The sequence below is a fragment of the Pelagibius sp. genome, from assembly GCF_028281305.1.
Lineage (GTDB): Bacteria > Pseudomonadota > Alphaproteobacteria > Kiloniellales > Kiloniellaceae > Pelagibius.
On record NZ_JANQKD010000110.1, the window covers coordinates 1 to 23012 of the forward strand.

At 65.2% G+C, this 23012-nt stretch carries 22 protein-coding genes; all 22 read left to right on the forward strand.

What is annotated here, in order from left to right; translation table 11 throughout:
• Positions 1 to 675, forward strand: a 675-nt coding sequence (locus tag Q0982_RS20950; protein ID WP_299399335.1) for an NADH-quinone oxidoreductase subunit M, incomplete at its 5' end; no start/stop codon positions are given.
• Positions 676 to 684: 9 nt separating this feature from the next.
• Entirely contained in the window at positions 685 to 2139 is a 1455-nt protein-coding gene (nuoN, locus tag Q0982_RS20955) for an NADH-quinone oxidoreductase subunit NuoN (protein WP_299399337.1), read from the forward strand.
• Positions 2140 to 2162: 23 nt separating this feature from the next.
• Positions 2163 to 2921: a biotin--[acetyl-CoA-carboxylase] ligase gene (locus tag Q0982_RS20960; protein WP_299399340.1), complete on the forward strand. Its 759-nt coding sequence runs from the start codon at positions 2163 to 2165 to the stop codon at positions 2919 to 2921.
• Between the two features lie 23 nt (positions 2922 to 2944).
• Positions 2945 to 3718, forward strand: a complete 774-nt coding sequence (locus tag Q0982_RS20965) for a type III pantothenate kinase (protein ID WP_299399342.1) — start codon at positions 2945 to 2947, stop codon at positions 3716 to 3718.
• A gap of 4 nt (positions 3719 to 3722) precedes the next feature.
• Complete coding sequence (locus Q0982_RS20970; RefSeq protein WP_299399345.1) at positions 3723 to 5402, forward strand: ribonuclease J; 1680 nt, start codon at positions 3723 to 3725, stop codon at positions 5400 to 5402.
• 32 nt (positions 5403 to 5434) lie between these two features.
• A complete protein-coding gene (gene mce / locus Q0982_RS20975) occupies positions 5435 to 5839 on the forward strand; it encodes a methylmalonyl-CoA epimerase (RefSeq protein WP_299399347.1) in 405 nt (134 codons plus the stop codon).
• A 9-nt stretch (positions 5840 to 5848) separates the two neighbouring features.
• Positions 5849 to 6088: a DUF1467 family protein gene (locus Q0982_RS20980; RefSeq protein WP_299399350.1), complete on the forward strand. Its 240-nt coding sequence runs from the start codon at positions 5849 to 5851 to the stop codon at positions 6086 to 6088.
• 47 nt (positions 6089 to 6135) lie between these two features.
• Positions 6136 to 6720: a DNA-3-methyladenine glycosylase I gene (locus Q0982_RS20985; protein WP_299399351.1), complete on the forward strand. Its 585-nt coding sequence runs from the start codon at positions 6136 to 6138 to the stop codon at positions 6718 to 6720.
• Positions 6721 to 7061: 341 nt separating this feature from the next.
• The gene (locus Q0982_RS20990) at positions 7062 to 7565 is read left to right on the forward strand and encodes a hypothetical protein (RefSeq protein WP_299399353.1); all 504 of its coding nucleotides are present in this window, start codon (positions 7062 to 7064) and stop codon (positions 7563 to 7565) included.
• A gap of 156 nt (positions 7566 to 7721) precedes the next feature.
• Positions 7722 to 9059: a proline--tRNA ligase gene (proS, locus tag Q0982_RS20995; RefSeq protein ID WP_299399355.1), complete on the forward strand. Its 1338-nt coding sequence runs from the start codon at positions 7722 to 7724 to the stop codon at positions 9057 to 9059.
• Positions 9059 to 10306: a lipoprotein-releasing ABC transporter permease subunit gene (locus tag Q0982_RS21000; RefSeq protein ID WP_299399356.1), complete on the forward strand. Its 1248-nt coding sequence runs from the start codon at positions 9059 to 9061 to the stop codon at positions 10304 to 10306. Before proS ends, Q0982_RS21000 begins: the two co-directional genes overlap by 1 nt.
• Before the next feature lie 13 nt (positions 10307 to 10319).
• On the forward strand, positions 10320 to 11024 hold the full coding sequence (locus Q0982_RS21005) for an ABC transporter ATP-binding protein (RefSeq protein ID WP_299399359.1): 705 nt from the start codon (positions 10320 to 10322) through the stop codon (positions 11022 to 11024).
• 113 nt (positions 11025 to 11137) lie between these two features.
• On the forward strand, positions 11138 to 14596 hold the full coding sequence (gene dnaE, locus Q0982_RS21010) for a DNA polymerase III subunit alpha (RefSeq protein ID WP_299399362.1): 3459 nt from the start codon (positions 11138 to 11140) through the stop codon (positions 14594 to 14596).
• Positions 14597 to 14799: 203 nt separating this feature from the next.
• Complete coding sequence (locus Q0982_RS21015; RefSeq protein WP_299399363.1) at positions 14800 to 15270, forward strand: DUF2059 domain-containing protein; 471 nt, start codon at positions 14800 to 14802, stop codon at positions 15268 to 15270.
• Between the two features lie 94 nt (positions 15271 to 15364).
• Positions 15365 to 16525 carry a serine hydrolase gene (locus Q0982_RS21020; RefSeq protein ID WP_299399366.1) on the forward strand — a complete coding sequence of 387 codons (1161 nt, stop codon included), beginning with the start codon at positions 15365 to 15367 and terminating at the stop codon, positions 16523 to 16525.
• Between the two features lie 240 nt (positions 16526 to 16765).
• Positions 16766 to 17689 carry a 30S ribosomal protein S2 gene (rpsB, locus tag Q0982_RS21025; protein ID WP_299399368.1) on the forward strand — a complete coding sequence of 308 codons (924 nt, stop codon included), beginning with the start codon at positions 16766 to 16768 and terminating at the stop codon, positions 17687 to 17689.
• Positions 17690 to 17775: 86 nt separating this feature from the next.
• Positions 17776 to 18702 (forward strand): translation elongation factor Ts, encoded by a 927-nt coding sequence (tsf, locus tag Q0982_RS21030; RefSeq protein WP_299399371.1) that lies wholly within the window; start codon positions 17776 to 17778, stop codon positions 18700 to 18702.
• A gap of 247 nt (positions 18703 to 18949) precedes the next feature.
• Entirely contained in the window at positions 18950 to 19696 is a 747-nt protein-coding gene (gene pyrH / locus Q0982_RS21035; RefSeq protein ID WP_299399374.1) for a UMP kinase, read from the forward strand.
• A gap of 39 nt (positions 19697 to 19735) precedes the next feature.
• A complete protein-coding gene (gene frr, locus Q0982_RS21040) occupies positions 19736 to 20257 on the forward strand; it encodes a ribosome recycling factor (RefSeq protein WP_322097082.1) in 522 nt (173 codons plus the stop codon).
• Between the two features lie 5 nt (positions 20258 to 20262).
• On the forward strand, positions 20263 to 21000 hold the full coding sequence (locus Q0982_RS21045) for an isoprenyl transferase (RefSeq protein ID WP_299399379.1): 738 nt from the start codon (positions 20263 to 20265) through the stop codon (positions 20998 to 21000).
• A gap of 9 nt (positions 21001 to 21009) precedes the next feature.
• Positions 21010 to 21786 carry a phosphatidate cytidylyltransferase gene (locus Q0982_RS21050; protein WP_299399382.1) on the forward strand — a complete coding sequence of 259 codons (777 nt, stop codon included), beginning with the start codon at positions 21010 to 21012 and terminating at the stop codon, positions 21784 to 21786.
• 8 nt (positions 21787 to 21794) lie between these two features.
• Positions 21795 to 22997: a 1-deoxy-D-xylulose-5-phosphate reductoisomerase gene (locus tag Q0982_RS21055; protein WP_299399385.1), complete on the forward strand. Its 1203-nt coding sequence runs from the start codon at positions 21795 to 21797 to the stop codon at positions 22995 to 22997.
• Positions 22998 to 23012 lie beyond the last annotated feature (15 nt).

A 23012-nucleotide genomic window follows, 5' to 3' on the forward strand; every position in this document is an offset into this window, starting at 1 on the left:
GTCATCGCAGTGATCTATACCTCCCTCGTGGCCCTGGCCCAGGAGGACATGAAGAAGCTGATCGCCTATTCCTCGGTCGCCCACATGGGCTTCGTGACCATCGGCATCTTCGCCGCCAACCAGCAGGGTATCGAGGGCGCGATCTTTCAGATGCTCTCCCACGGCATCGTCTCGGCCGCGCTCTTCCTCATTGTCGGCGTCGTATACGACCGTATGCATACCCGCCTGATCGATCGTTACGACGGCCTGGTCGAGCGCATGCCGGCCTATGCCCTGGTCTTCATGCTCTTCATGCTGGCCTCGGTGGGCCTGCCGGGGACCAGCGGCTTCGTCGGCGAGTTCCTGGTGCTGGTCGGGGCCTTTCAGGTCAACACCTGGGTGGCGCTGCTGGCGGCCACCGGCATGGTGCTGGGCGCCGCCTACATGCTCTATCTGTACCGGCGGATCATCTTCGGCAAGATCACCAAGGACGATCTGAAGTCGATCCTGGATATGGACTGGCGGGAAAAGGCGGTCTTTGCACCCTTGGTCATCCTCGTGCTGTGGATGGGGATCTATCCCGCTTCCTTCATCGATGTGATGGCGCCCTCGGTCGAGCGCCTGGTCGAGAACTATCAGCTTGCGCTTGCCAGCGCCGAGGGCCCGCTGCTGGCCGGCCTCTGGCCGTCGCGGTAGGAGAGGGCGATGAACGAACTGAACCTCACGGCGGTCCTGCCGGAACTCCTGCTCGCCATCGGCGGCATGGCCCTGCTGATGCTGGGCGTCTTCCGCGGCAACGGCAGCACCCGTCTGGTGCTCTGGCTGACCGTCGGGGTCTTTGCCGTGGCCTTCATCATGATCCTCGTGACCATGGGCCGCGACGAGGTTGCCCTGAACCGGCTCTTTGTGGCCGATGCCTTCGGGGACTTCATGAAGCTGCTGGCGCTGGTTGGTTCCGCCGTCACCTTGATCATGTCCATCCGCTTCATCGAGCGGGAGGGGATGGCGCGCTTCGAGTACCCGGTGCTGATCCTCTTTGCGACGCTCGGCATGTTGCTGATGATTTCGGCCAACGACATGCTGTCGCTCTATCTCGGCCTCGAACTGCAGAGTCTCTCCCTCTATGTCGTGGCGGCCTTCCGCCGCGACCACCTGCGCTCCAGCGAGGCCGGACTGAAGTACTTCGTGCTGGGCGCGCTGTCCTCGGGCATGCTGCTTTACGGCATGTCGATGGTCTACGGCTTTGCCGGGACGACCTCCTTCGAGGGCCTGGCCGGCCTCATGGCCCAGATGAATGCGGCTGACGAGGCGCCGCCCATTGGCCTTATCGTCGGCATTGTCTTCCTGGCTGCGGGTCTCGCCTTCAAGGTTTCGGCCGTGCCTTTCCACATGTGGACGCCGGATGTCTACGAAGGGGCACCGACGCCGGTCACGGCTTTCTTCGCCACCGCCCCCAAGATGGCCGCCATGGCTCTGATCGTGCGGGTGATGATCGAACCTTTCGGCGACCTGGTGGCGCAGTGGCAGCAGATCATCTGGTTCGTCGCCCTGGCCTCCATGGTCCTGGGCGCCGTCGCGGCGATTAGCCAGACCAACATCAAGCGCCTGATGGCCTACAGCTCCATCGGCCACATCGGCTACGCCCTGATTGGGCTCGCCGCCGGCACGGAGCAGGGGGTCCAGGGGATCCTGATCTATCTGACGATCTACCTCGTCATGAACCTCGGCACCTTCGCCTGCATTCTCTGCATGCGCCAGAAGGACGTCATGGTGGAGGGCATCGAGGATCTGAAGGGCCTCAGCAAGACCAATCCCGGCATGGCCTTCGCGCTCGCCACCTTCATGTTCTCCATGGCGGGCATTCCGCCGCTGGTCGGCTTCTTCGGCAAGTTCTATATCTTCCTGGCCGCCATCGAGGCCCAGCTCTATGTCCTGGCCGTGGCCGGCGTGCTGAGTTCTGTGGTCGCCGCCTTCTACTACCTGCGGATCGTGAAGCTGATGTACTTCGATGACCCGGTCGAGGCTTTCGACCGGCCCATCGGCCGCGAAATGACGGTGATCGTCGCCTGCGCCAGCCTGCTGATCCTGCTGACCACAGTATGGTTCGCGCCCCTGGGCGACGGCACGGCCTTTGCGGCGGCCTCGCTGTTCGAGGGATGACACCGGCAGCATCGCAGGACCGCGTGCCGAAGCTGCCCCCGGCTTACCGCCTGGTTCAGCTGGAGGAGATCGACAGCACCAGCAGTGAGGCCAAGCGCCGTGCGGATGAGGGCGCCGAGGACGGCACCTTGATCTGGGCGCTGCGCCAGACCGCCGGCTACGGCCGCCAGGAGCGCGGCTGGGACAGCGACCAGGGCAACCTCTTTCTCTCCCTCATCGTGCGTCCCGACTGCCGGCTGGAACAGGCCGCGCAGTTAAGCTTCCTGACGGCTCTGGCACTGGGGGACGCCGTCGGCAGTGTCGCCCCGCCGCTGATTGAGGTGACCTACAAGTGGCCGAACGACGTGCTCTTCAACGGCCGCAAGGGGGCAGGCATTCTGCTGGAGTCCAAGGGCAGACCCGACGGCAGCCTTGACTGGCTGGTGATCGGCCTGGGCGCCAACGTGACGTCCTTTCCCACCCAGGCGCGCTATCCGGCCACCAGCCTGCACTTCGAGGGCTGTCCGGCCAGTGTGACGGCTGTCGACCTGCTCGAAGCCTTCAGCCGCCACTGCCTCTCCTGGATCAACCGCTGGCTCGACGACGGCTTTGCACCGATCCGCCAGGCCTGGCTCAACCACGCCGAAGGACTGTCGAAGGACATCGAGGTGCGCCTGCCGCGGGAGACGCTGACCGGCCGCTTCGAGGACCTGGACGCTGAGGGCGCCCTCCGCCTGACGTTGGCGGACGGCAGCGAGCGCAGCATCACGGCGGGGGAGGTTTACTTCCCCGGGGCCCCGTAACGCGGGTCGGGGAAGGAGAGCCCATGCTGCTTGCCGTCGATGCCGGAAACACCAATGTGGTCTTCTCCATTTTTGATGGAGAGGCGCTGCGGGCAAAGTGGCGTGCGTCCAGCGACTCCAAGCGCACGGCCGACGAGTATGCGGTCTGGCTTACCCAGTTGATGACCCTGGAGGATCTGCGGCCCGCTGACGTCACGCAGGCGATCATTGCCAACGTGGTGCCTGCTGCCGCCTATCATTTGACCGCGCTCTGCGAGTCGTTCTTTCAGGCCAAACCCATGGTGATCGGCGATCCCCAGGTCGACCTTGGGATTGAGGTGCGCATGGACAGGCCGGAAAACGTCGGCGCCGACCGCCTCGTCAACGCCGTGGCTGCCCATCACAGCTACGGCGGCCCGCTGATCGCCATCGACTTCGGGACGGCAACCACCTTTGACATCATCGGCCCCGACGGCGCTTACGAGGGCGGCGTGATCGCCCCTTCGGCCCAGCACTCCAGCGAGGCACTCTACCGCGCCGCTGCGCAGTTGCCGCGGGTCAAAATCGAACGGCCCGCACATGTGATCGGCAAGGATACCGTTCCGGGGATGAAGTCCGGGATCTACTGGGGCTATGTCGGGCTGATCGAGGGCTTGGTCTCACGCATCCGCGAAGAGTACGGTCAACCCATGAAGGTGATCGCCACCGGCGGCCTGGCCCCGGTCTATGCCGAAGCGACCTCGGTCATCGAGGCCGTCGATCAGGACCTGACCCTGCGCGGTCTCTGCCTGATCCACGCCGCGAACACAGGAGACTGAGGCCATGGAGGGCGATTACGCCGCCGCCGATCTCGGCGCCGAAAGCCTTTACTTCCTGCCGCTCGGCGGCACCGGCGAAATCGGCATGAACCTCAACCTCTACGGCCACAAGGGCGCCTGGTTGATGGTGGACCTCGGTATCACCTTTGCCGACGGCCGCCTGCCGGGCATCGATGTGCTGATGCCGGATTCCCTCTTCATCGAGGAGCGGCGCGAGGACCTGGCCGGCCTGGTGCTGACCCATGCCCATGAGGATCACATCGGCGCGGTGCCCTATCTCTGGCCGATGCTGCGCTGCCCGGTCTACGCCACGCGCTTCACGGCCGCCCTGCTGCGGCGCAAGCTGGCGGAGTTCGGTCTGCTCGATGAGGTGCCGCTCACGGAGGTGCCGCTGTCCGGCCAGTTCTCCGTCGGGCCTTTCGAGATCGAGCTGATCACGCTGACCCACTCGATTCCAGAGCCCAATGCCGTGGTGATCCGCACGGGGGCCGGAACCGTTCTTCACACCGGCGACTGGAAGCTGGATCCCGACCCGCTGGTCGGTGACAACTACGACGAGTTGCGGCTGAAGGCGCTCGCCGAGGAAGACGTCCTGGCCATGGTCGGTGATTCCACCAATGCCATGGTTCCCGGCGAGGCCGGTTCCGAGTCCGAGGTGCGCGAACACCTCCGCGCTGTTATCTCCGGCCTCAAGCAGCGGGTTGCCGTCGCCTGTTTCGCGAGCAACGTCGCGCGGCTGGAAACGGTGATCCGGGTGGCCGAAGAGACCGGCCGGCGGGTCTGCCTGCTTGGCCGCTCCATGCACCGCATCGTCGAGTGTGCGGAGGAAAGCGGCTATCTGAAGGGACACGCGCCCTTCCTGTCAGAGGACGAGATCGACTACCTGCCGCGCGATGAGGTGATGCTGCTCTGCACCGGCAGCCAGGGCGAGCCGCGGGCGGCCCTCTGGCGCCTGGCGCGCGGCGATCATCCCACCGTCGCCCTCGACCGTGGCGATGCGGTGGTTTTCTCGTCGCGGGTCATTCCCGGCAACGAGACCAAGATCCTCGAACTGCAGAACGCCCTGGTCGAGGCCGGGATCGACATTATCGACGACCGGGATCACGACATTCACGTCTCCGGTCATCCGGGGCGCGAGGAACTGATCCAGATGTACCAATGGGTGCGCCCGCGGGTCGCGGTGCCGGTGCATGGCGAACCCCGCCATCTGGCCGCCCACGCCCAGATCGCAAAGGAGTGCCAGGTCCCGCAGCAGATCGTGGCGCGCAACGGGGCGATGATTCAGCTTGCGCCGGGGGAGGCGCGGATCGTCGATCAGGTGCCCGCTGGCCGTCTGGCTTATGAGGGGCGGCGCCTCCTGCCGCTCAACAGCCCGGTGGTGAAGAGCCGCCAGAAGATGGTCTTCAACGGGGCCGCCGCCGTGACGGTCGTGCTGGATGAGCGCGGGCAGCTCGATGGCGACCCCGAGATCAGCACTGCCGGGCTTTTCGAGCCCCAGGAGGAGCGCGAGGAGCTGGAAGAGCTCGATCGGGCCGTGCGGGATGCCGTTCGGCGCCTTGGCAAGCGCGAGCGCCGTGACGATATGGCTGTGGAGGAGGTGGTTGGACAAGCGGTCCGCCGGACCGTCAATCGCCTGTTGGGCAAGAAACCGGTGACGATGGTCCACGTGATCCGCTTCGAGTAGTCTGGGATGTCGATGACGAGAGGAGGTGCAGAATGATCGGCCGCTTGAACCACATCGCCATTGCCGTGCCGGACCTGGAGGCCGGCGCCGCGGTCTACCGCAGTATGCTGGGGGCCGAGGTTTCCGAGCCTGTCCCGCAGCCGGACCACGGCGTGACGGTTATTTTCGTCACCCTGCCGAACACCAAGATCGAACTTCTCCATCCCCTCGGCGAAAACTCGCCTATCGCCGCCTTTCTGGAGCGCAATCCCTCCGGCGGCATGCATCACGTCTGTTATGAGGTCGACGACATTCTCGCCGCGCGCGATCATCTGAAGGCGGAGGGCGCCCGCGTTCTGGGCGACGGCGAGCCCAAAATCGGCGCACACGACAAGCCGGTGCTGTTTCTCCATCCCAAGGACTTCTGCGGGACTCTGGTCGAGTTGGAGCAGGCCTGAGGCCGCCCAATGAACTGGTTCACGGGCATCCTGGTCTATTGCATGGTCTGGTGCGTGGTTTTCCTGACCACGCTGCCGTTCGGCGTAAAGCGGCTCGAGAACCCGCCTCCCGGCCATGAGGTGGGGGCGCCGGAGCGCCCCATGCTATGGCGCAAGGTCCTGGCCACGACCCTGATTTCCGCTGTCATCACCACCATCATCTACTTCATCATCGAGCAGGACTGGATCAGCTTTCGCCCGAATGCCTGACGGTCTGCGCGCTCGCGTCTCCTTCGGATTTCACCGGACCCCTTACCATGAGCAGCTATTGCGATTTTGCGCCGGGCAACCCCATTCATGCCCACTACCATGACTGGGAGTACGGATTTCCGGTCGACGATGAGGCTGTGCTCTTCGAGCGGCTGATCCTGGAGATCAACCAGGCCGGGCTGTCCTGGGAATTGATGCTGAAGAAGCGGGACAACTTTCGTGCCGCTTACAGCGGCTTCGATATCGACAGCGTGGCGGCCTATGGGGAGAAGGACCGGGCCCGTCTGCTGGCCGATGCCGGCATCATCCGCAACCGATTGAAGGTCAATGCGGCCATCGAGAATGCCCGGCGCATCGTCGCCCTGCGGGCAGACTACGGGTCCTTTGGCGGCTGGATCGCCGCCCACCACCCCCTGTCCAAGGAGGACTGGGTGAAGCTCTTCCGCAAGACTTTCAAGTTCACCGGAGGCGAGATCGTCGGCGAGTTTCTGATGAGCATCGGGTATTTGCCCGGCGCCCACCGTGAAAGCTGCCCGGTCTACAAGAGGATCGCCCGTCTGAACCCGCCGTGGATGGACGCCGCAAAGGCGAAAAAGACGAGCCCGGAAAAGGCCAAAAGGGCAAAAAAATAGGCAAGCTCGAGGCTTGCCGTTGCCAGTTCCCTGTCAGGTTGCGGAGTTCCTTGCAGAACCCTCATTTTGTTGGACGGCCCATTGTGCCGTCTATCAGGCGTTTCCACCCTAAACCTGGGCCGCGCTGCCTTTAATTAGGCAGTTCTTACGGGGCATCATTATTAGCGTAAGCGGGATCGTCCGTCATCTCTTTTCTATCAGGTTCCGCGCGTAAGTGCATGTTGCATTGCAACAAATGGGTACATGACACGGAATTGCTTCTGGTATTCGGGTCCGAAGCCCCGGACTCGCATAGGAAATCCTTATGGCTTTCTTAAGCCGCTCCCGCCTAGGGTCGGCCCATGGCTTCGCCCCTGATTTCCCGGCCCCTGGCTCCCAAGACGTCCGCTGCAGGCCTCTTGGCTGCGGCCCTCGGGCTGTGGCTCGGGGCGGCCGGGACAGCGGGCCCGGCTTGGGCCGAACAGCCCTATCTCACGATCACCCGGGCGGATTGCCAGCGGCTGGTCCGGCATGTGCCGGCGGCCGATGTCGCCTATCAGCCGGGCGTGGATGTGCGGGGCCGGCCGGTTGCCCCTGCCGACCTCGGTGCTGCCGAGCCGGGGGCTGCACCGCCGCTGGCCTTGCCGCAGGCTGTCGTCATCCCTATCGAGGTCGACCTCTTCGACCGTTTCGGCATTCCAGCCGGGGGCGTCAACTTCGAAGCCGACGCCTTTATCGGCGAGGTGACCGTCGATCTCGCGACGGGAGAGGCCTTCTTCAACGGCCAGCCCCTGCAGTCCGAGGCCGAGGCCGAACTGGCCGCCCGCTGCCAGCGCATCCTTCGGAGCGCTGATGAGGCCAAATAGGGCGGTTCGGCAAGGACAGGGCCGGGTTGTCCCGGCATGGACAAGCCCCGGGGCTTCCCATATACAACCTTCACCTCCCGCTTTGGCCCCGGCCGGTCTGGCCCCGGTCGCCGCGGGCCTTGTGTTCACTGCCAGAGCTTATCGCCAGAGTATCGCATGCGCCTTTCGCAGTACTTCATGCCCACCCTGAAGGAGACCCCGAAGGAAGCGGAGATCGTCTCCCACCGTCTTATGCTGCGGGCTGGGATGGTCCGCCAGGCCTCGGCGGGGATCTACTCCTGGCTGCCGCTGGGCTATCGCGTCCTGCGCAAGATCGAACAGATCGTCCGCGAAGAGCAGGATGCCGCCGGTTGCCAGGAACTGCTGATGCCGACGATCCAATCCGCGGATCTCTGGAAACAGTCGGGTCGCTACGACGACTATGGCAAGGAGATGCTGCGCATCCAGGACCGTCACGAGCGCGAGATGCTTTACGGACCGACAAACGAGGAACTCATCACCGAGATCTTCCGCAACGGCGCCAAGAGCTACCGCGACCTGCCGAAGGGCCTCTATCACATCCAGTGGAAGTTCCGCGACGAGGTGCGGCCGCGCTTCGGCGTCATGCGCGGGCGCGAGTTCCTGATGAAGGACGCCTATTCCTTCGACCTGGACTACGAGGGCGCCCGGCGGGCCTATCAGCGCCAGTTCGTCGCCTACCTTCGGACTTTTGCGCGCCTCGGGCTGAAGGCGATCCCCATGGAGGCCGACACCGGGCCCATCGGCGGCGACCTCAGCCATGAATTCATCGTACTGGCGGAGACCGGCGAGTCCGAGGTCTACTGCGACCGCGATTTCCTCGATCACGATGTCCTGGGCGAGGACTTCGACTACAAGGACGACGGCGGTGTTCAGAAGGTGGTGGACTACTTCACCAACCTCTATGCCCGCACCGACGAGAAACACGACCAGGCGCTCTTCGAGACCGCGGTGCCGGAGGCCAGGCGCTATGTCGGGCGCGGCATCGAGGTCGGCCACATCTTCTACTTCGGCACCAAGTACTCGGAGCCCCTGGGTGCCCTGGTGACGACGCCGGACGACCAGACCGTGCCGATCCACATGGGCTCTTACGGTATCGGCGTGTCACGGCTGGTCGGCGGCATCATCGAGGCGAGCCACGACGACAACGGCATCATCTGGCCGGAATCCGTGGCGCCCTTCAAGCTCGGCCTGATCAACCTGCGGGCCACCGACGCCGACTGCGCGACGGCCTGCGACAGGCTCTACGGACAGCTCGTCGAAGCCGGGATCGAGGTGCTCTACGACGACCGCGATATGCCCGCCGGCGCCAAGTTCGCGTCCATGGATCTCATCGGTCTGCCGTGGCAGCTGGTGGTGGGCCCCCGCGGCCTGAAGAACGGCGTCGTTGAGATGAAGCGCCGCGGCGGCAACGAGGAGCGCGAAGAGCTCTCCCCCGATGCCGCGGTCGCTCGTCTGACCAATTCGGCAGCCTGATGATCTTCGGTGCTTTCGAGCGCATGGTGGCGTTGCGCTACCTGCGGGCCCGCAAGCAGGAAGGCACGGTCTCTCTGATCGCTGCCTTTTCCATTCTTGGGATCGCGATCGGCGTCGCGGCGCTGATCATTGTCATGGCGGTGATGAACGGCTTTCGCGAGGAGCTGCTGTCGCGCATCCTGGGCGTCAACGGCCACCTGACCGTCTATGCTGACGGCGGCGGCATCCAGGGCTTCGACGCCGTGGCGAGCCGGCTGCTGACGGTCGAGGGCATCGCCACGGCGACGCCGCAGATCCAGGGACAGGTGATGGTGACGGCGCAGGGGGCGGCGACCGGCGCCCTGGTGCGGGGCATGCGCCGGGAGGATATCCAGGCGCGGCCGATCCTGGCCGATAACATTGTCGGCGGCAGCCTCGACGATTACAGCGCCGAAGGCGGCGTGCTGATGGGGTACCGGCTGGCGCGGCAACTGGGTCTCAGAGTGGGCGACAGTGTGCGCCTGGTGGCCCCGCAGGGGACGACGACGGTTGTCGGGACCGTGCCGCGGATGAAGACCTATCGGGTCGCCGCGCTCTTCGACGTTCAGATGTATGAGTACGACAACAGTTTCATTTACATGCCCTTGGAGGCGGCGCAGCTCTTCTTCCGCCTGCCCGAAGCGGTGAATGCCCTGGAGGTCTTCGTCGGCCACCCCGATGAGGCACTGGAGGCGCGCTACGACCTGCAGCGTACCCTCGGTCCCGGTTTCCGGACCGTGGACTGGCAGCAGACCAACGCCAGCTTCTTCAACGCCATCCAGGTCGAGCGCAACGTGATGGCGTTGATCCTGTCGCTGATCACCGTTGTCGCGGCTCTCAACGTCATCTCCGGCCAGACCATGGTGGTGAAGGACAAGGGGCGCGACATCGCCATCCTGCGCACCATGGGGGCGACGCGGGGCATGATCCTGCGGGTCTTCCTGTTGAGCGGCGCCAGCACCGGGGTTATCGGCACGGTGACGGGATTCTGCCTGGGGCTGGCTTTCGCCGCCAACATCGAAACCCTGCGCGAGGGTCTTCAGAACCTGACCGGGCGGACCATCTTCGATCCGGAGATCTATTTTCTCTCGCGCCTGCCGGCGGTGGTCGATCCGGCTGAGGTCGTTGTCGTCGTGATCTTCGCTCTGGCGCTGTCTTTCCTGGCGCCGCTCTATCCGGCCTGGCGGGCTGCGCGCCTCGATCCGGTCGAGGCCCTGCGCTATGAATGAGGCCCCCAAGGCAATGGCCGAAGGAAAGCCCGGCGGCAACGCAGCCCCGAACCTGGAACTGCGGCAGGTCAAGCGCGTCTTCCGGCAGGGCCGCAACGCTTTGGAGGTGCTGAACGACGCCTCCTTCGCTATACGGGCCGGAGAGATGGTGGCCCTGGTCGGCCCGTCCGGTGCCGGCAAGTCGACGCTGCTGCACATCGCCGGCCTGCTCGAGAAACCGGACGATGGTGAAGTGCTGATCGATGGCGACCCCTGCCTGAAGCTTTCCGACAATGCGCGCACGGCGCTGCGCCGCCGAACAATCGGCTTCGTCTATCAGTATCACCACCTGCTGCCGGAGTTCTCGGCCCTGGAGAACGTGATCTTGCCGCAGATGATCGCCGGGGTGGGGCGTTCGGATGCGAAAGCCCGTGCTGCAGCGCTTCTGGACTCCGTCGGCCTCACGCCGCGCGCGGACCACCGACCCGCCCGTCTCTCGGGCGGCGAGCAGCAGCGTGCCGCCATCGCCCGCGGGCTCGCCAATGATCCCTCAGTCCTGCTGGCCGACGAACCCACCGGCAACCTGGACCCCGATACCGCCGACGGCGTTTTCGCGCAGCTTGTCGGGCTGGTCCGCAACGGTCGCCTGGCGGCACTCATCGCCACCCACAACATGGACCTCGCCCGGCGCATGGACCGCATCCTGCGCCTGGAGCATGGGCATATCGTCGAAGCCTGATGAAGCCCCCCAGGCTAGGCCGGGGCAGGCCGGAGCACGGCCCGGAGTTACCCACAGGGGTTCGCGACCTGTTCGCGATGACGCGACTCCCCGCCCAGGGGCAGACTTGAGTGATGTCACGCGCCGACTTCATTCATCTGCGGGTTCATTCCGCCTACTCGCTCTCCGAAGGGGCCATCCGCCCCAAGGCCCTGGTGAAGCTCTGCGAGGAGCAGCGCATGCCTGCCGTTGCGGTGACCGACAGCGGGAACCTCTTCGGCGCGCTGGAATTCGCTCAGGAAGCACAGAAAACCGGCATTCAGCCGATCATCGGCTGCCAGCTTGGGATCAGCCGCCCGGACTCCGAACAGCGTAACGGTACGCCGCCGCCGCCCGACCAACTCGTGCTGCTGGTTCAGAACGAGGTCGGCTACCGGAACCTCATGCACCTTGTCTCGGTCGCTTTTCTGGAGAGCGAGCCCAGCGAGGCGGCCCAGGTCAGCCTCGATGTCCTGGCTGATCATGCCGAGGGGCTTTTGGCGCTCACCGGGGGCACCTCCGGTGCCTTGGGCCGGCTGCTGGCGACCGGACAGAAGCCAGCGGCGGAGGCCCTTCTCCAGCGCCTCATGACGATCTTTTCCGGGCGCCTCTACGTCGAACTGCAGCGCCATGGCCTGCCTGAAGAGGACGCCATCGAAGGGGGGCTGCTGGATCTGGCCTACGCCCACGACCTGCCCCTGGTCGCTACCAACGAAGCCTATTTTCCCGGCGCCGGCGACTACGAGGCCCACGACGCGCTGCTCTGCATCGCTGAAGGGGCCTATATCGCCCAAAGCGACCGCCGGCGCCTGACGCCGGACCACGGCTTCAAGTCGGCAGCGGAAATGCGGGCGCTCTTCGCCGACCTGCCGGAGGCGGTCGACAACACGCTGGTGGTCGCCGAGCGCTGCGCCTACTTCCCCGAGTTCGTGAAGCCCATCCTGCCGGCCTTCCCAACGACAGCGGGCCGCAGCGAAGAAGAGGAAATGAACGCCCAGTCCGAGGCGGGTCTTGAGAGGCGCCTGGAGGACCAGGTCTTCCCGGGCGTCGAAGCGGCGGAGCGCGAGGCGGTTGCGGCGCCCTACCGCGAACGCCTGGCCTTCGAGCTGAAGGTCATCCAGGAAATGGGTTTCGCCGGCTACTTCCTGATCGTCGCCGACTTCATCAAGTGGGCGAAGGCGCGCAACATTCCGGTCGGGCCGGGACGCGGCTCCGGCGCCGGTTCCGTCGTCGCCTGGGCGCTGACCATCACCGATCTGGACCCCTTACGCTTCGGCCTGCTGTTCGAGCGCTTCCTCAATCCCGAGCGCGTGTCGATGCCGGACTCCGACATCGACTTCTGCCAGGACCGCCGCGACGAGGTGATCCGCTACGTTCAGGACAAATACGGCCGCGACCACGTGGCCCAGATCATCACCTTCGGAAAGCTGCAGGCCCGGGCCGCCCTGCGCGACGTCGGCCGCGTGCTGCAGATGCCTTATCCGCAGGTCGACCGCATCTGCAAGCTGGTGCCCAACAATCCGGCCAACCCCGTCACCCTGCAGCAGGCCATCGACGGCGAGCCACAGCTTCAGGAGATGCGGCGGGACGACGAGGCGGTGGACCGGCTGATCACCATCGCGCTCCGCCTTGAAGGTCTCTACCGCCATGCTTCCACCCATGCCGCCGGTGTGGTGATCGGCGACCGCCCGCTCGACAAGCTCGTTCCGCTGTACCGCGATCCGCGCTCCGACATGCCGGTCACGCAGTTCAACATGAAGTATGTCGAGCAGGCGGGACTTGTGAAGTTCGACTTCCTGGGCCTGAAGACACTGACGGTGCTGGTGCGCGCCTGCGAGCTTCTGGAGCGGCGCGGAACGGCGGTCGATCTGGCCCACATCCCGCTGGATGACCCCAAGGCTTTCGAGATGATGAGCCGCGGCGACACCATCGGCGTGTTCCAGTTTGAAAGTTCCGGCATGCGCAGCCTATTGCGCGAGGCGCGGGTCGATACCTTCGAGGATATCATCGCCCTGGTCGCGCTCTACCGCCCGGGGCCAATGGAGAACATTCCGAAGTACGTGGCCTGCAAGTATGGCCGCGAACAGCCGGAGGTTCTCCACGAGACCATCGAGCCGGTGGTGAAGGACACCTATGGCGTCATCATCTATCAGGAACAGGTGATGCAGATCGCCCAGGTCTTCGCCGGCTACTCCCTGGGCCAGGCGGACCTGCTGCGCCGGGCCATGGGCAAGAAGATCAAGGCCGAGATGGATGCCCAGCGCGATGTCTTCGTCAAAGGGGCCATGGAGAAGGGCGTCAAGAAGGACCGCGCCTCCTACGTCTTCGACCTGGTCGACAAGTTTGCGGGCTACGGCTTCAACAAGGCCCATTCGGCCGGTTACGCGCTGGTCGCCTATCAGACCGCCTATCTGAAGGCCAATCACCCGGTCGAGTTCATCGCTGCCTCGATGACCTACGACATGGGCAATACGGACAAGCTGAACGTTTTCCGCCAGGAGCTTCAGCGCCTCGGCATTCCGCTGCTGCCGCCTGACATCAACCGCTCGGAGCGCGATTTCTCGGTTGAAATCCAGGAAGACGGGACGGCAGCAATCCGCTACGCCCTGGCTGCGGTGAAGAACGTTGGCGCGGCCGCCATGCAGGCGGTAGTCGAGGAGCGGCGCAGTGCCGGGCCTTTCCGGAGCCTGGGCGATCTCGCTCAGCGCGTCGACGTCAAGCTGATCAACAAGCGCCAGGTAGAGAACCTGGCCCGCGCCGGCGCCTTTGACGAGCTCAGTCCCAACCGGGCGCAGGTCTATCATGCCGCCGAAACCATTGTCCGCCACGCCAGCGCGGCGGCCAACGAGCGGGAGAGCGCGCAGGTCAATCTCTTCGGGGCTGCTGCAGACGCCGCGGCGCCCCCTCTGCCGCTGCCGCCGGTCGAGGACTGGCCGGGCATGGAGCGCCTGAACCACGAGTTCGACGCCATCGGCTTCTACCTTTCGGCCCATCCGCTCGACACCTACGGTACCACCCTGGAGAAGATGGCGGTGACGACCAGCAGCGAGGTCCTGCAGGGCGGCGTCGCCGGCATCGTAACAATGGCCGGGATCGTCATCGGCAAACGCGAGCTCAACAGCCGCAAGGGCAACCGCATGGCTTTCGTGCAGTTCACCGATGCCGCCGGCGTTTTCGAGGTCACCCTGTTCTCGGAAACCCTCGGTCAGTCGCGGGATCTGCTGGACGGCGGCCAGCCTCTGCTGCTTAAGGTCTCCGTCGAGCAACGCGGCGAGGACGAACCGCGATTGACGGCGCAGTCCCTGGAGCCGCTCGACAATGCGGCGGCCAAGGCTTCCAAGGGTCTGGACCTTTACCTGCACGATCCCGCTCCGCTGAACAGCCTGAAATCGCTGCTGGAGCGCGAGGGCAGGGGGCGCAGCAAGGTCAAGCTGGTGCTGACCCTGGAAGACGGGCAGGAGGTCGAGCTGGCGCTCGGCGGCGGCTACCGGCTGTCGCCGGCCACGCGGCAGGCCATCAAGGCCATTCCGGGACTAGTGATGCAGGACCGCTAGTGCCCTGATCCTGGAACTCGCGGGTGTGGGTTCCGGAATCGCAAGGACGCTGAACAAACGATTCTAGTGTGATTTGGTCACCAAAGTCCGGCACAGTTGATGTGCCGGACTTCGAAACCGTCACACGAGGCACGCCGGGTTCCGATGGGCAGGGCTTCAATGGAAAGGATCATGTCATGCTTGGCACAGTGAGGGCAGTGTTCGTGGTAGCAGTCGCGTTTATCGGCCTTGCCGCCGGCGCGCAGACCGCTCAGGCACAGGACAAGACAGACAAGATCAGAGATCTGCTTGAGATCAGCCAGATGGAAAGCCTGCTGCAGGAGGTTTTGCCGCTGGCGATCAAGCAGAGCACCGGCACCTTGAAGAGGCTGCGTCCCGACGTCCCGGAAGAGGTCTGGGCCTTGGTGATCAAGGAAGGTGAAGCGGCCTTCATGGAATCGCTCGATGCCTTTATCGAACAGACCGTTCCCGTCTACGACCGCATCTTCACCGAAGAGGAGATTGACGGCATGCTGGCATTCTACCGCACGCCGGTTGGGCGCAGCGTGGTGAAGAAGCTGCCGCAGGTGACCACGGAGTCGATGATGATCGGCCAGCGGTGGGGCATGGCCGTTGGACAGGAGATCAACAGACGCATGGTCTCCAAGCTCCAGGACGAAGGGTACAAGATCTGAAGCTCTCGAGCGCTGCAGTTCCCGGCGCTGCCGGGATCTGTCCGCCCGCACAGCGGGCGTCCAGCCTTGGGCGCCCTTGTTGAGGGGCATCCGGTTGAGGGGCATCCGGCGCGTCCTGGCGGTTGCCCTGCTGGGCATTGCCTGGCCTTGTGCAGGCTATCCGGTGGAGGCGACGTCTTTGAAGCAGACGCTGGAGGCCCAGCGCGCAAAACACGGTCTCGTTGGCCTGGCCGGGCTGGTGCTGAAGGACGGTGAAGTTCGCGAGGTGGCAGCCGTCGGCCTGAGGCGCAAGGGCCATTCGGCCGCTGTGACCACGGACGACCTCTGGCATCTGGGGTCCGTGACGAAGGCCATGACGGCGACCATGATCGCCCGCCTGGTCGAGCGCGGGGTTCTGGACTGGGCAACGCCTCTGTCCAACCTGCTTCCAGCCCAAACCGAGGGCATTCACGGCGGCTACCATTCGGTCACGCTGGAAGACCTTCTGACCCACCGGGGCGGTCTCCCGGCGAACTTCTCCTTCTTCTCTAACCTCGAGCGCCCTCCCGTTGACGGCGAACTCCCGGGCAGGCGGCTACAAGCGGTGATGAAGGTCCTCACGGAAGCACCGGTCCACCCGCCGCACAGCACCCATCTCTACTCCAACGTGGGGTATACCCTGGCGGGCGTCATCGCCGAGCAGGCAACCGGGGCTTCCTGGGAAGCGTTGATGCGGCGCGAGGTCTTCATGCCGCTTGGCATCACATCCGCCGGGTTCGGGGCACCGGGCCGGGCCGACGGCATCGAGCAGCCCTGGGGCCACCAGACGATCCTGGGGATGATGAAACGGGCAGTCGCACCAGGCCCCAAGGCGGACAACAACGCGGTCCTGGGGCCGGCGGGCACGCTGCACATGTCGCTGCAGGACTGGGCGCGCTTCGTGCAGGCGCACCTGGCGGGACCCGGCGACGAAGGCGCCTTGCTGCAGCCTGAGACTTTTCGGCGCCTGCACCGCCCCCTGCTGGAGGACTATGCCTATGGCTGGGTGGCGGGCGATGCTGCCGGTCTGGGCGCGCGCGGGCCGCTGCTGTGGCACAACGGCTCCAACACCATGTGGTACGCCCTGATGCTGCTTCTGCCGGAACATAGGACGGCGATCCTACTCGCCAGCAACGACGGCGACCTGAAAGCCGCGGAGGCGGCGATGCAGGAGGCCGCTCAGGCTCTCGTCGGCCGCTATCTGACCCCAGCAGCAGGCAGCCGGCCTGCGCCATAGTGCCGGCGGCGGGGAAAGAGGGGCTGACAGACGGGCGTGGGCAGGGGCCGAATCGGCCTGTTTGTGCTTGATTTTTGCGCTGTCGGCGGCTACATCCCCCACGTTTTCAATCTCACACGCGGGCATTGCGGCTGGCGGGGAGACATCCCGACCGTCGCTCCGGTGTCAGGACGCAGCCTTGGCGCAGCCTCGGCAAAGTCCCGATGACAGGCCCGCGGTGGACCAACCGGAGAAGATCTCATGGCGCTTCCGAGCCCCTCGATGCGTCAGCTTTTGGAAGCTGGCGTCCACTTTGGACATACCACCCGTCGCTGGAATCCGCGCATGGCCCCGTTCATTTTCGGGGCGCGCAACGGCGTTCACATCATCGATCTGGAGCAGACGTTGCCGCTGCTGAACCAGGCCCTTGTCGCAGTGCGCAACATCGTGGCCGGCGGCGGCCGCGTGCTCTTCGTCGGCACCAAGCGTCAGGCCAGCGAAAAGGTGGCGGAGGCGGCCAAGCGCTGCGGTCAGTACTATGTCAACCACCGCTGGCTGGGCGGCATGCTGACCAACTGGAAGACCATCTCCAACTCCATTAAGCGGCTTCGCACGGTTGAGGACCAGCTCGCTGAAGAACACATCGGGCTGACCAAGAAGGAACTGCTTAACCTGACCCGCGAGCGCGACAAGCTGGAGCGCGCCCTTGGCGGGATCAAGGAGATGGGCGGGCTGCCGGACGTCATCTTCGTGATCGACACCAACAAGGAACACATCGCCGTCGATGAGGCCACGAACCTCAATATCCCGGTCATCGGTGTCCTGGACTCCAACTCGGATCCCAAGGGCGTGACCTTCCCGGTCCCCGGAAACGACGATGCGCTGCGCGCCATCAGCCTCTACTGCGATCTGATCGCTGATGCCGTCCTCGACGGCATTCAGGCCGAGCTCACGGCGACCGGCGGGGACGCCGGGGCAGCGGAAGAGGCCCCGGTCGAGGTCCTGCCCGAAGAGGCGCCGGCCGCGGCGCCCGCAGAAGCAGCGCCCGCAGAAGCAGCGCCCGCAGAAGCAGCGCCCGAAGCGGCACCGGAACCAGCACCGGAAGCCACTGCAGAGCCCGCCATTGGGGCCGCCGAGGCCGCGTCTGAGGGCGAGGCGCCCAAGGAAGCCTCGACAGGCGGCTGAGGCTTTCGGCACTTGAGGATCGGTCCCGGCGGCGCCCGCCGCCGGGCTTCCAGGCGACATTGGACTCCAAGAAAAGGGAACGAGTCATGGCTCAGATTACCGCGGCACTCGTGAAGGAGCTGCGCGAATCCTCCGGCGCAGGGATGATGGACTGCAAGAAGGCGCTGACCGAAACGGACGGCGATCTGGAGGCTGCGGTCGATTGGCTGCGCAAAAAGGGGCTGGCTGCCGCCGCCAAGAAGGCAGGCCGCGTGGCAGCCGAGGGGCTGGTCGGCGTCGCCTCTGAAGGCACCGCCGGTGCGGTGGTGGAGGTGAACTCCGAAACCGACTTCGTCGCCCGCAACGAGACCTTTCAGGACTTCGTGCGTAGCTGCGCCCAGATCGCCCTCGGCGTCGGCGGCGATCTGGAGCAGGTCAAGGCGGCGAGTTTTCCGTCCACCGGCAACGCCGTCGCCGACGAGTTGACCAACATGATCGCTAAGATCGGCGAGAACATGGCCCTGCGGCGCAGTGCCGGGATCTCCGTCAACAAGGGCGTGGTCTGCTCTTACATCCACAATCAGACAGCGCCGGGGCTCGGCAAGATCGGCGTCCTGGTCGGCCTGGAGTCCGAGGGCGACACGGCCAAGTTGGAAGCCCTTGGGCGTCAGCTTGCCATGCATGTTGCCGCCGCCCAGCCGCTGGCCGTGGACCGTGACGGCGTCGATGCGTCCTCTCTGGAGCGCGAGCGCAGCGTGCTCAGCGAACAGGCCCGTGCCAGCGGCAAGCCCGAGGAGATCATCGAAAAGATGGTCGAGGGCCGCCTGCGGAAGTTCTACGAGGAGGTCTGCCTGCTGGAGCAGGTCTTCGTCATCGACGGTGAGAACAAGGTCTCCAAGGTACTGGAAGCCGCGGCGAAAGACGCCGGTGCCCCGGTCAAAATCGCCGGATTCCACCGCTTCCAGCTCGGTGAAGGCGTCGAGCGGGAAGAAGCCGACTTCGCGGCGGAAGTGGCGGCCACCCTCGGCGGCTAAAACCGACTTCCGGCTTGCTGCACTGCTCTTCCGGGCCCTCCCTTAGGGTGGGCCCGGGGCAGGTTCGGCGAATGGGCCGTTGGATCGCCGCCGTTTAGCCACAATTGTCGCGCAAAGCTTTCTCGGCTATAGATTTGTCCCGCCTCCGGGGGCCTCGGGCCACTGGCGCGAAGGCCCTGGGCGCATTACCATACGGCCCGCTCCACTCCCGCCGACACGTATCTGTCGCAAGGCTCCACAGAGGCTCATGTCCGAGACGCAAACCCAGCTGCACCCTGCACCGCGCTATAAGCGCGTGCTTCTGAAGATCTCCGGCGAAGCCCTGATGGGCGATCGCGAGTATGGCATGGACAAGGACATGGTGGCCCAGATCGCCCGCGACGTGGGCGAGGTCAGGGCCCTGGGCGTCGATGTCTGCCTGGTGGTCGGCGGCGGCAATATCTTCCGCGGCGTCTCGGTCGCAGCTGCGGGCATGGAGCGGGCCTCGGCCGACTATATGGGAATGCTGGCGACGGTCATAAATGCGCTGGCCCTGCAGAACGCCCTGGAGCAGATCGGCGTCGATACACGCGTCCAGTCGGCCATTCCGATGGACACGATCGCTGAACCCTATATCCGCCGCCGCGCGGAGCGGCACATGGAAAAGGGCCGGGTGGTCATCTTTGCCGCCGGCACCGGCAACCCCTATTTCACGACTGACACGGCGGCAGCCCTGAGGGCCTCGGAGATGGGCTGCGACGTCCTGCTGAAAGGGACGAAGGTCGACGGCGTCTACGATGCCGATCCGGAAAAGTCGCCGGATGCGACGCGCTACGAACGCCTGGACTACATGACCGTGCTGACCGACGATCTGGGGGTTATGGATCATGCGGCCATCTCTCTGGCCCGCGAGAACAAGATCCCGATCCTGGTCTTTTCAATCTACCGGCCGGGGGCCTTTGCCGAGGTCCTGGCCGGCAACGGGCGCTATACATTGGTGAGAAACGAGGACTAAAACGTGGCAGACCCAGACCTAAGCGGCATCAAGCGTCGGATGGATGGCGCCATCGATGCCCTGCATAAGGAGTTCGCCGGGCTCAGGACCGGCCGTGCCTCAGCCGGCCTCCTGGAGCCGATCACCGTGGATGCCTATGGCGCCGCGACGCCGATGAACCAGGTCGGCAGCATCTCGGTGCCGGAACCACGCATGGTGACCGTTCAGGTCTGGGACCGCAGTCTTGTGGGAGCCGTGGAAAGGGCGATCCGGGACTCCGGCCTGGGCCTCAATCCCGCCACTGACGGGCAGCTTGTCCGTGTGCCCATTCCGCCGCTCTCCGAGGAGCGGCGCGTCGAGATGACGAAGATTGCAGGAAAGTATGCCGAGCAGGCGCGGGTTGCGGTCCGCAATGTGCGCCGCGACGGTATGGAGATGCTCAAGAAAATGGAAAAGGATTCTGAAATCTCTAAGGACGAGCACCATCGCTGGTCGGAGGAGATTCAGACTCTGACGGACAGCCACATCAAAAAGGTCGATGACACCCTCGCGCAGAAGGAAGAGGAGATACTCCAGGTCTGATTGCGATGGATGAGTCTCGTCTCTCAGCCGACCCGGTGCTGCCGCAGCACGTGGCGATCATTATGGATGGAAACGGGCGTTGGGCGAACGCGCGCGGCCTGCCGCGCACGCTGGGCCACCGCCAGGGCGCCGAGGCCGTACGCCGCTGCATAGCCGGCGCGGCGGAGATGGGCATCCCCTATCTCACCCTCTACGGGTTCTCGTCCGAGAACTGGCGGCGCCCGATGACCGAGGTCGAAGACCTCATGGGCTTGCTGCGCCGATACCTGCAGAGCGAACTGGCGGAACTGCACGAAAAAGGCATCCGCCTGCGTGTTATTGGGGAGCGGGATCGCCTGCCCGGCGATATTGCCCGCCTGATCGATGAAGCGGAGAGGCGCACCCGGGACAACGCGCGCCTGAACCTGATCATTGCCCTCAGCTACGGCAGCCGCCAGGAGATCGCCGCCACTGCACGCCGGCTGGCGGAGGAGGCGGCCGCGGGCCGGCTCGACCCGGCGATGATCGATGAGGATCTCTTCGCCCGGGGGCTGCTGACGGCCGGGATTCCCGATCCCGATCTTCTGATCCGGACCTCGGGCGAGCAGCGCCTCAGCAACTTCCTCCTGTGGCAGGCGGCCTACAGCGAGTTGGTCTTTGTCGACAAGCTCTGGCCCGACTTCGAAGAGGCCGATCTGATGGCCGCCGTTGAGGAATACCTCCGCCGCGACCGCCGTTACGGCGCCGCCGCCGAATCCCAATAGGCAGCGGGCTTGCTGAAAGTCCGCATCCTCTCTGCGGTGGTGCTGGCGCCGCTGGTGCTGGCGGATATCTATGTCGGCGGCCTTTGGCTGGATGCCTTGATGCTGGTCGCCGCGGGCCTGATGGGCTGGGAATGGGCGCGGCTTTGTGCCGGCGGCAAGCTCCTTCCGGGTGGCTATCTCGTCATCCTCGCGCTGGTCGCACTGCCGTTGTCGTTCGCGTTCGAGCTTTCCAAATACGTCCTGCTCGAATTGCTGGTCGGCACGCTGGCGGTGCTTCTGGTGAACCTCCTGCTGCACCGGGGCCAGGCGCTGTGGTTCGCTGCGGGCACCCTCTATATAGGACTCGCGGTGGTATCCTTCCTCTGGTTGAGACATGTGCCGGAGCAGGGGCGTACGCTGATCTTCTGGATCCTGGCGGTGGTTTGGACGGTGGACATCGGCGCCTATTTCGCAGGCCGCGGGATCGGCGGGCCGAAGCTGGCGCCGAGGATCAGCCCGAACAAGACCTGGGCCGGCCTGATCGGCGGCGCCCTGGCTGCCGGTCTGGTCAGCGCGCTGGCGGCCCCCTGGCTCGAACAGCAAGCGATCACGCTTTTTCTGGCCGGCCTTGGGATGGCCGTCGTGGCGCAGGGCGGGGATCTTCTGGAGTCGTTCTGCAAACGCCATTTCGGGGTAAAGGATTCCAGTCACCTGATTCCCGGTCATGGTGGTATCCTGGACCGTGTCGACGGCCTGCTGGCGGTGCTGCCCGTCGTCTTCTTGTGTGTATGGGTCCTAGAGGTTTGAGATCACAGATGTCCTTGGCAACGCCTTCCCTGAAAACCGCGACCCAGCCCAAGCGCCTGACAGTCCTGGGGTCGACCGGATCCATCGGTTGCAGCACGCTGGACCTTGTCGAGCGCAATCCCGAAGCCTTTCAGATCGAGGCCCTGACCGCGAACCGGTCGGTTTCCCGTCTGGCACTTCAGGCGAAGCGTTTCGGCGCCCGCCTGGCCGTGGTGGCTGACGAAACCTGCTACGCGGACCTGAAGGAGGCGCTCAGCGGCAGCGGCGTCGAGGCCGCGGCGGGGCCGGCGGCGGTGGCCGAAGCCGCGGCCCGGCCCTGTGACTGGGTGATGGCCGCCATTGTCGGCGCCGCCGGGCTTGCGCCCACTCTGTCGGCAATCCGGCAGGGCCGCGTGGTGGGGCTCGCCAACAAGGAAACCCTGGTCTGCGCCGGGGGCCTTATGACCGGCGAGGTGACACGCTGCGATGCGCAGCTCCTGCCTGTGGACTCCGAGCACAACGCCATCTTTCAGGTCCTGGACCTGGAAAACCGGCAGACCGTGGACCGCCTTGTGCTGACCGCCTCGGGCGGGCCCTTTCGCTCCTGGTCGCTGGAAGAGATGGCGGCCGTGACCCCGGAACAGGCGGTGGCCCATCCGAACTGGGACATGGGGGCCAAGATTTCCGTCGATTCGGCGACCATGATGAACAAGGGCCTTGAGCTCATCGAGGCGCACCACCTCTTCGAAATGCCGGAGGACCGCATCGACATCCTGGTTCATCCGCAGTCGGTGATCCACTCCATGGTGTCCTACGTTGACGGATCCGTCCTGGCGCAGCTCGGGCAACCGGATATGCGAACCCCGATCGCCTATGCCCTGGCTTGGCCGGAGCGCATGGCGACCCCGGTGGACCGCCTGGACCTGGCGGCCATCGCACGGCTGGACTTCGAAGCACCCGATCCCCGGCGGTTCCCCGCCCTGGCACTGGCGCGTGCCGCGCTCCGGGCCGGCGGCACGGCCGCGACCACGCTCAACGCCGCCAACGAGGTTGCCGTGGCGGCGTTCCTCGCAGGGCAGATTGCCTTTGTGGACATCGCGGCGGTGGTCGAAGAAACGTTGGACCGCCACCCTTCCACGCCCCTGACGTCCCTGGAGGGCGTTGAGGAGGCGGATGGCCGGGCGCGGGAGACCGCCGGCAGACTGCTTGAAGAACGGGGCGGCCGGGCCTAAGTCCTTTTCTTGACA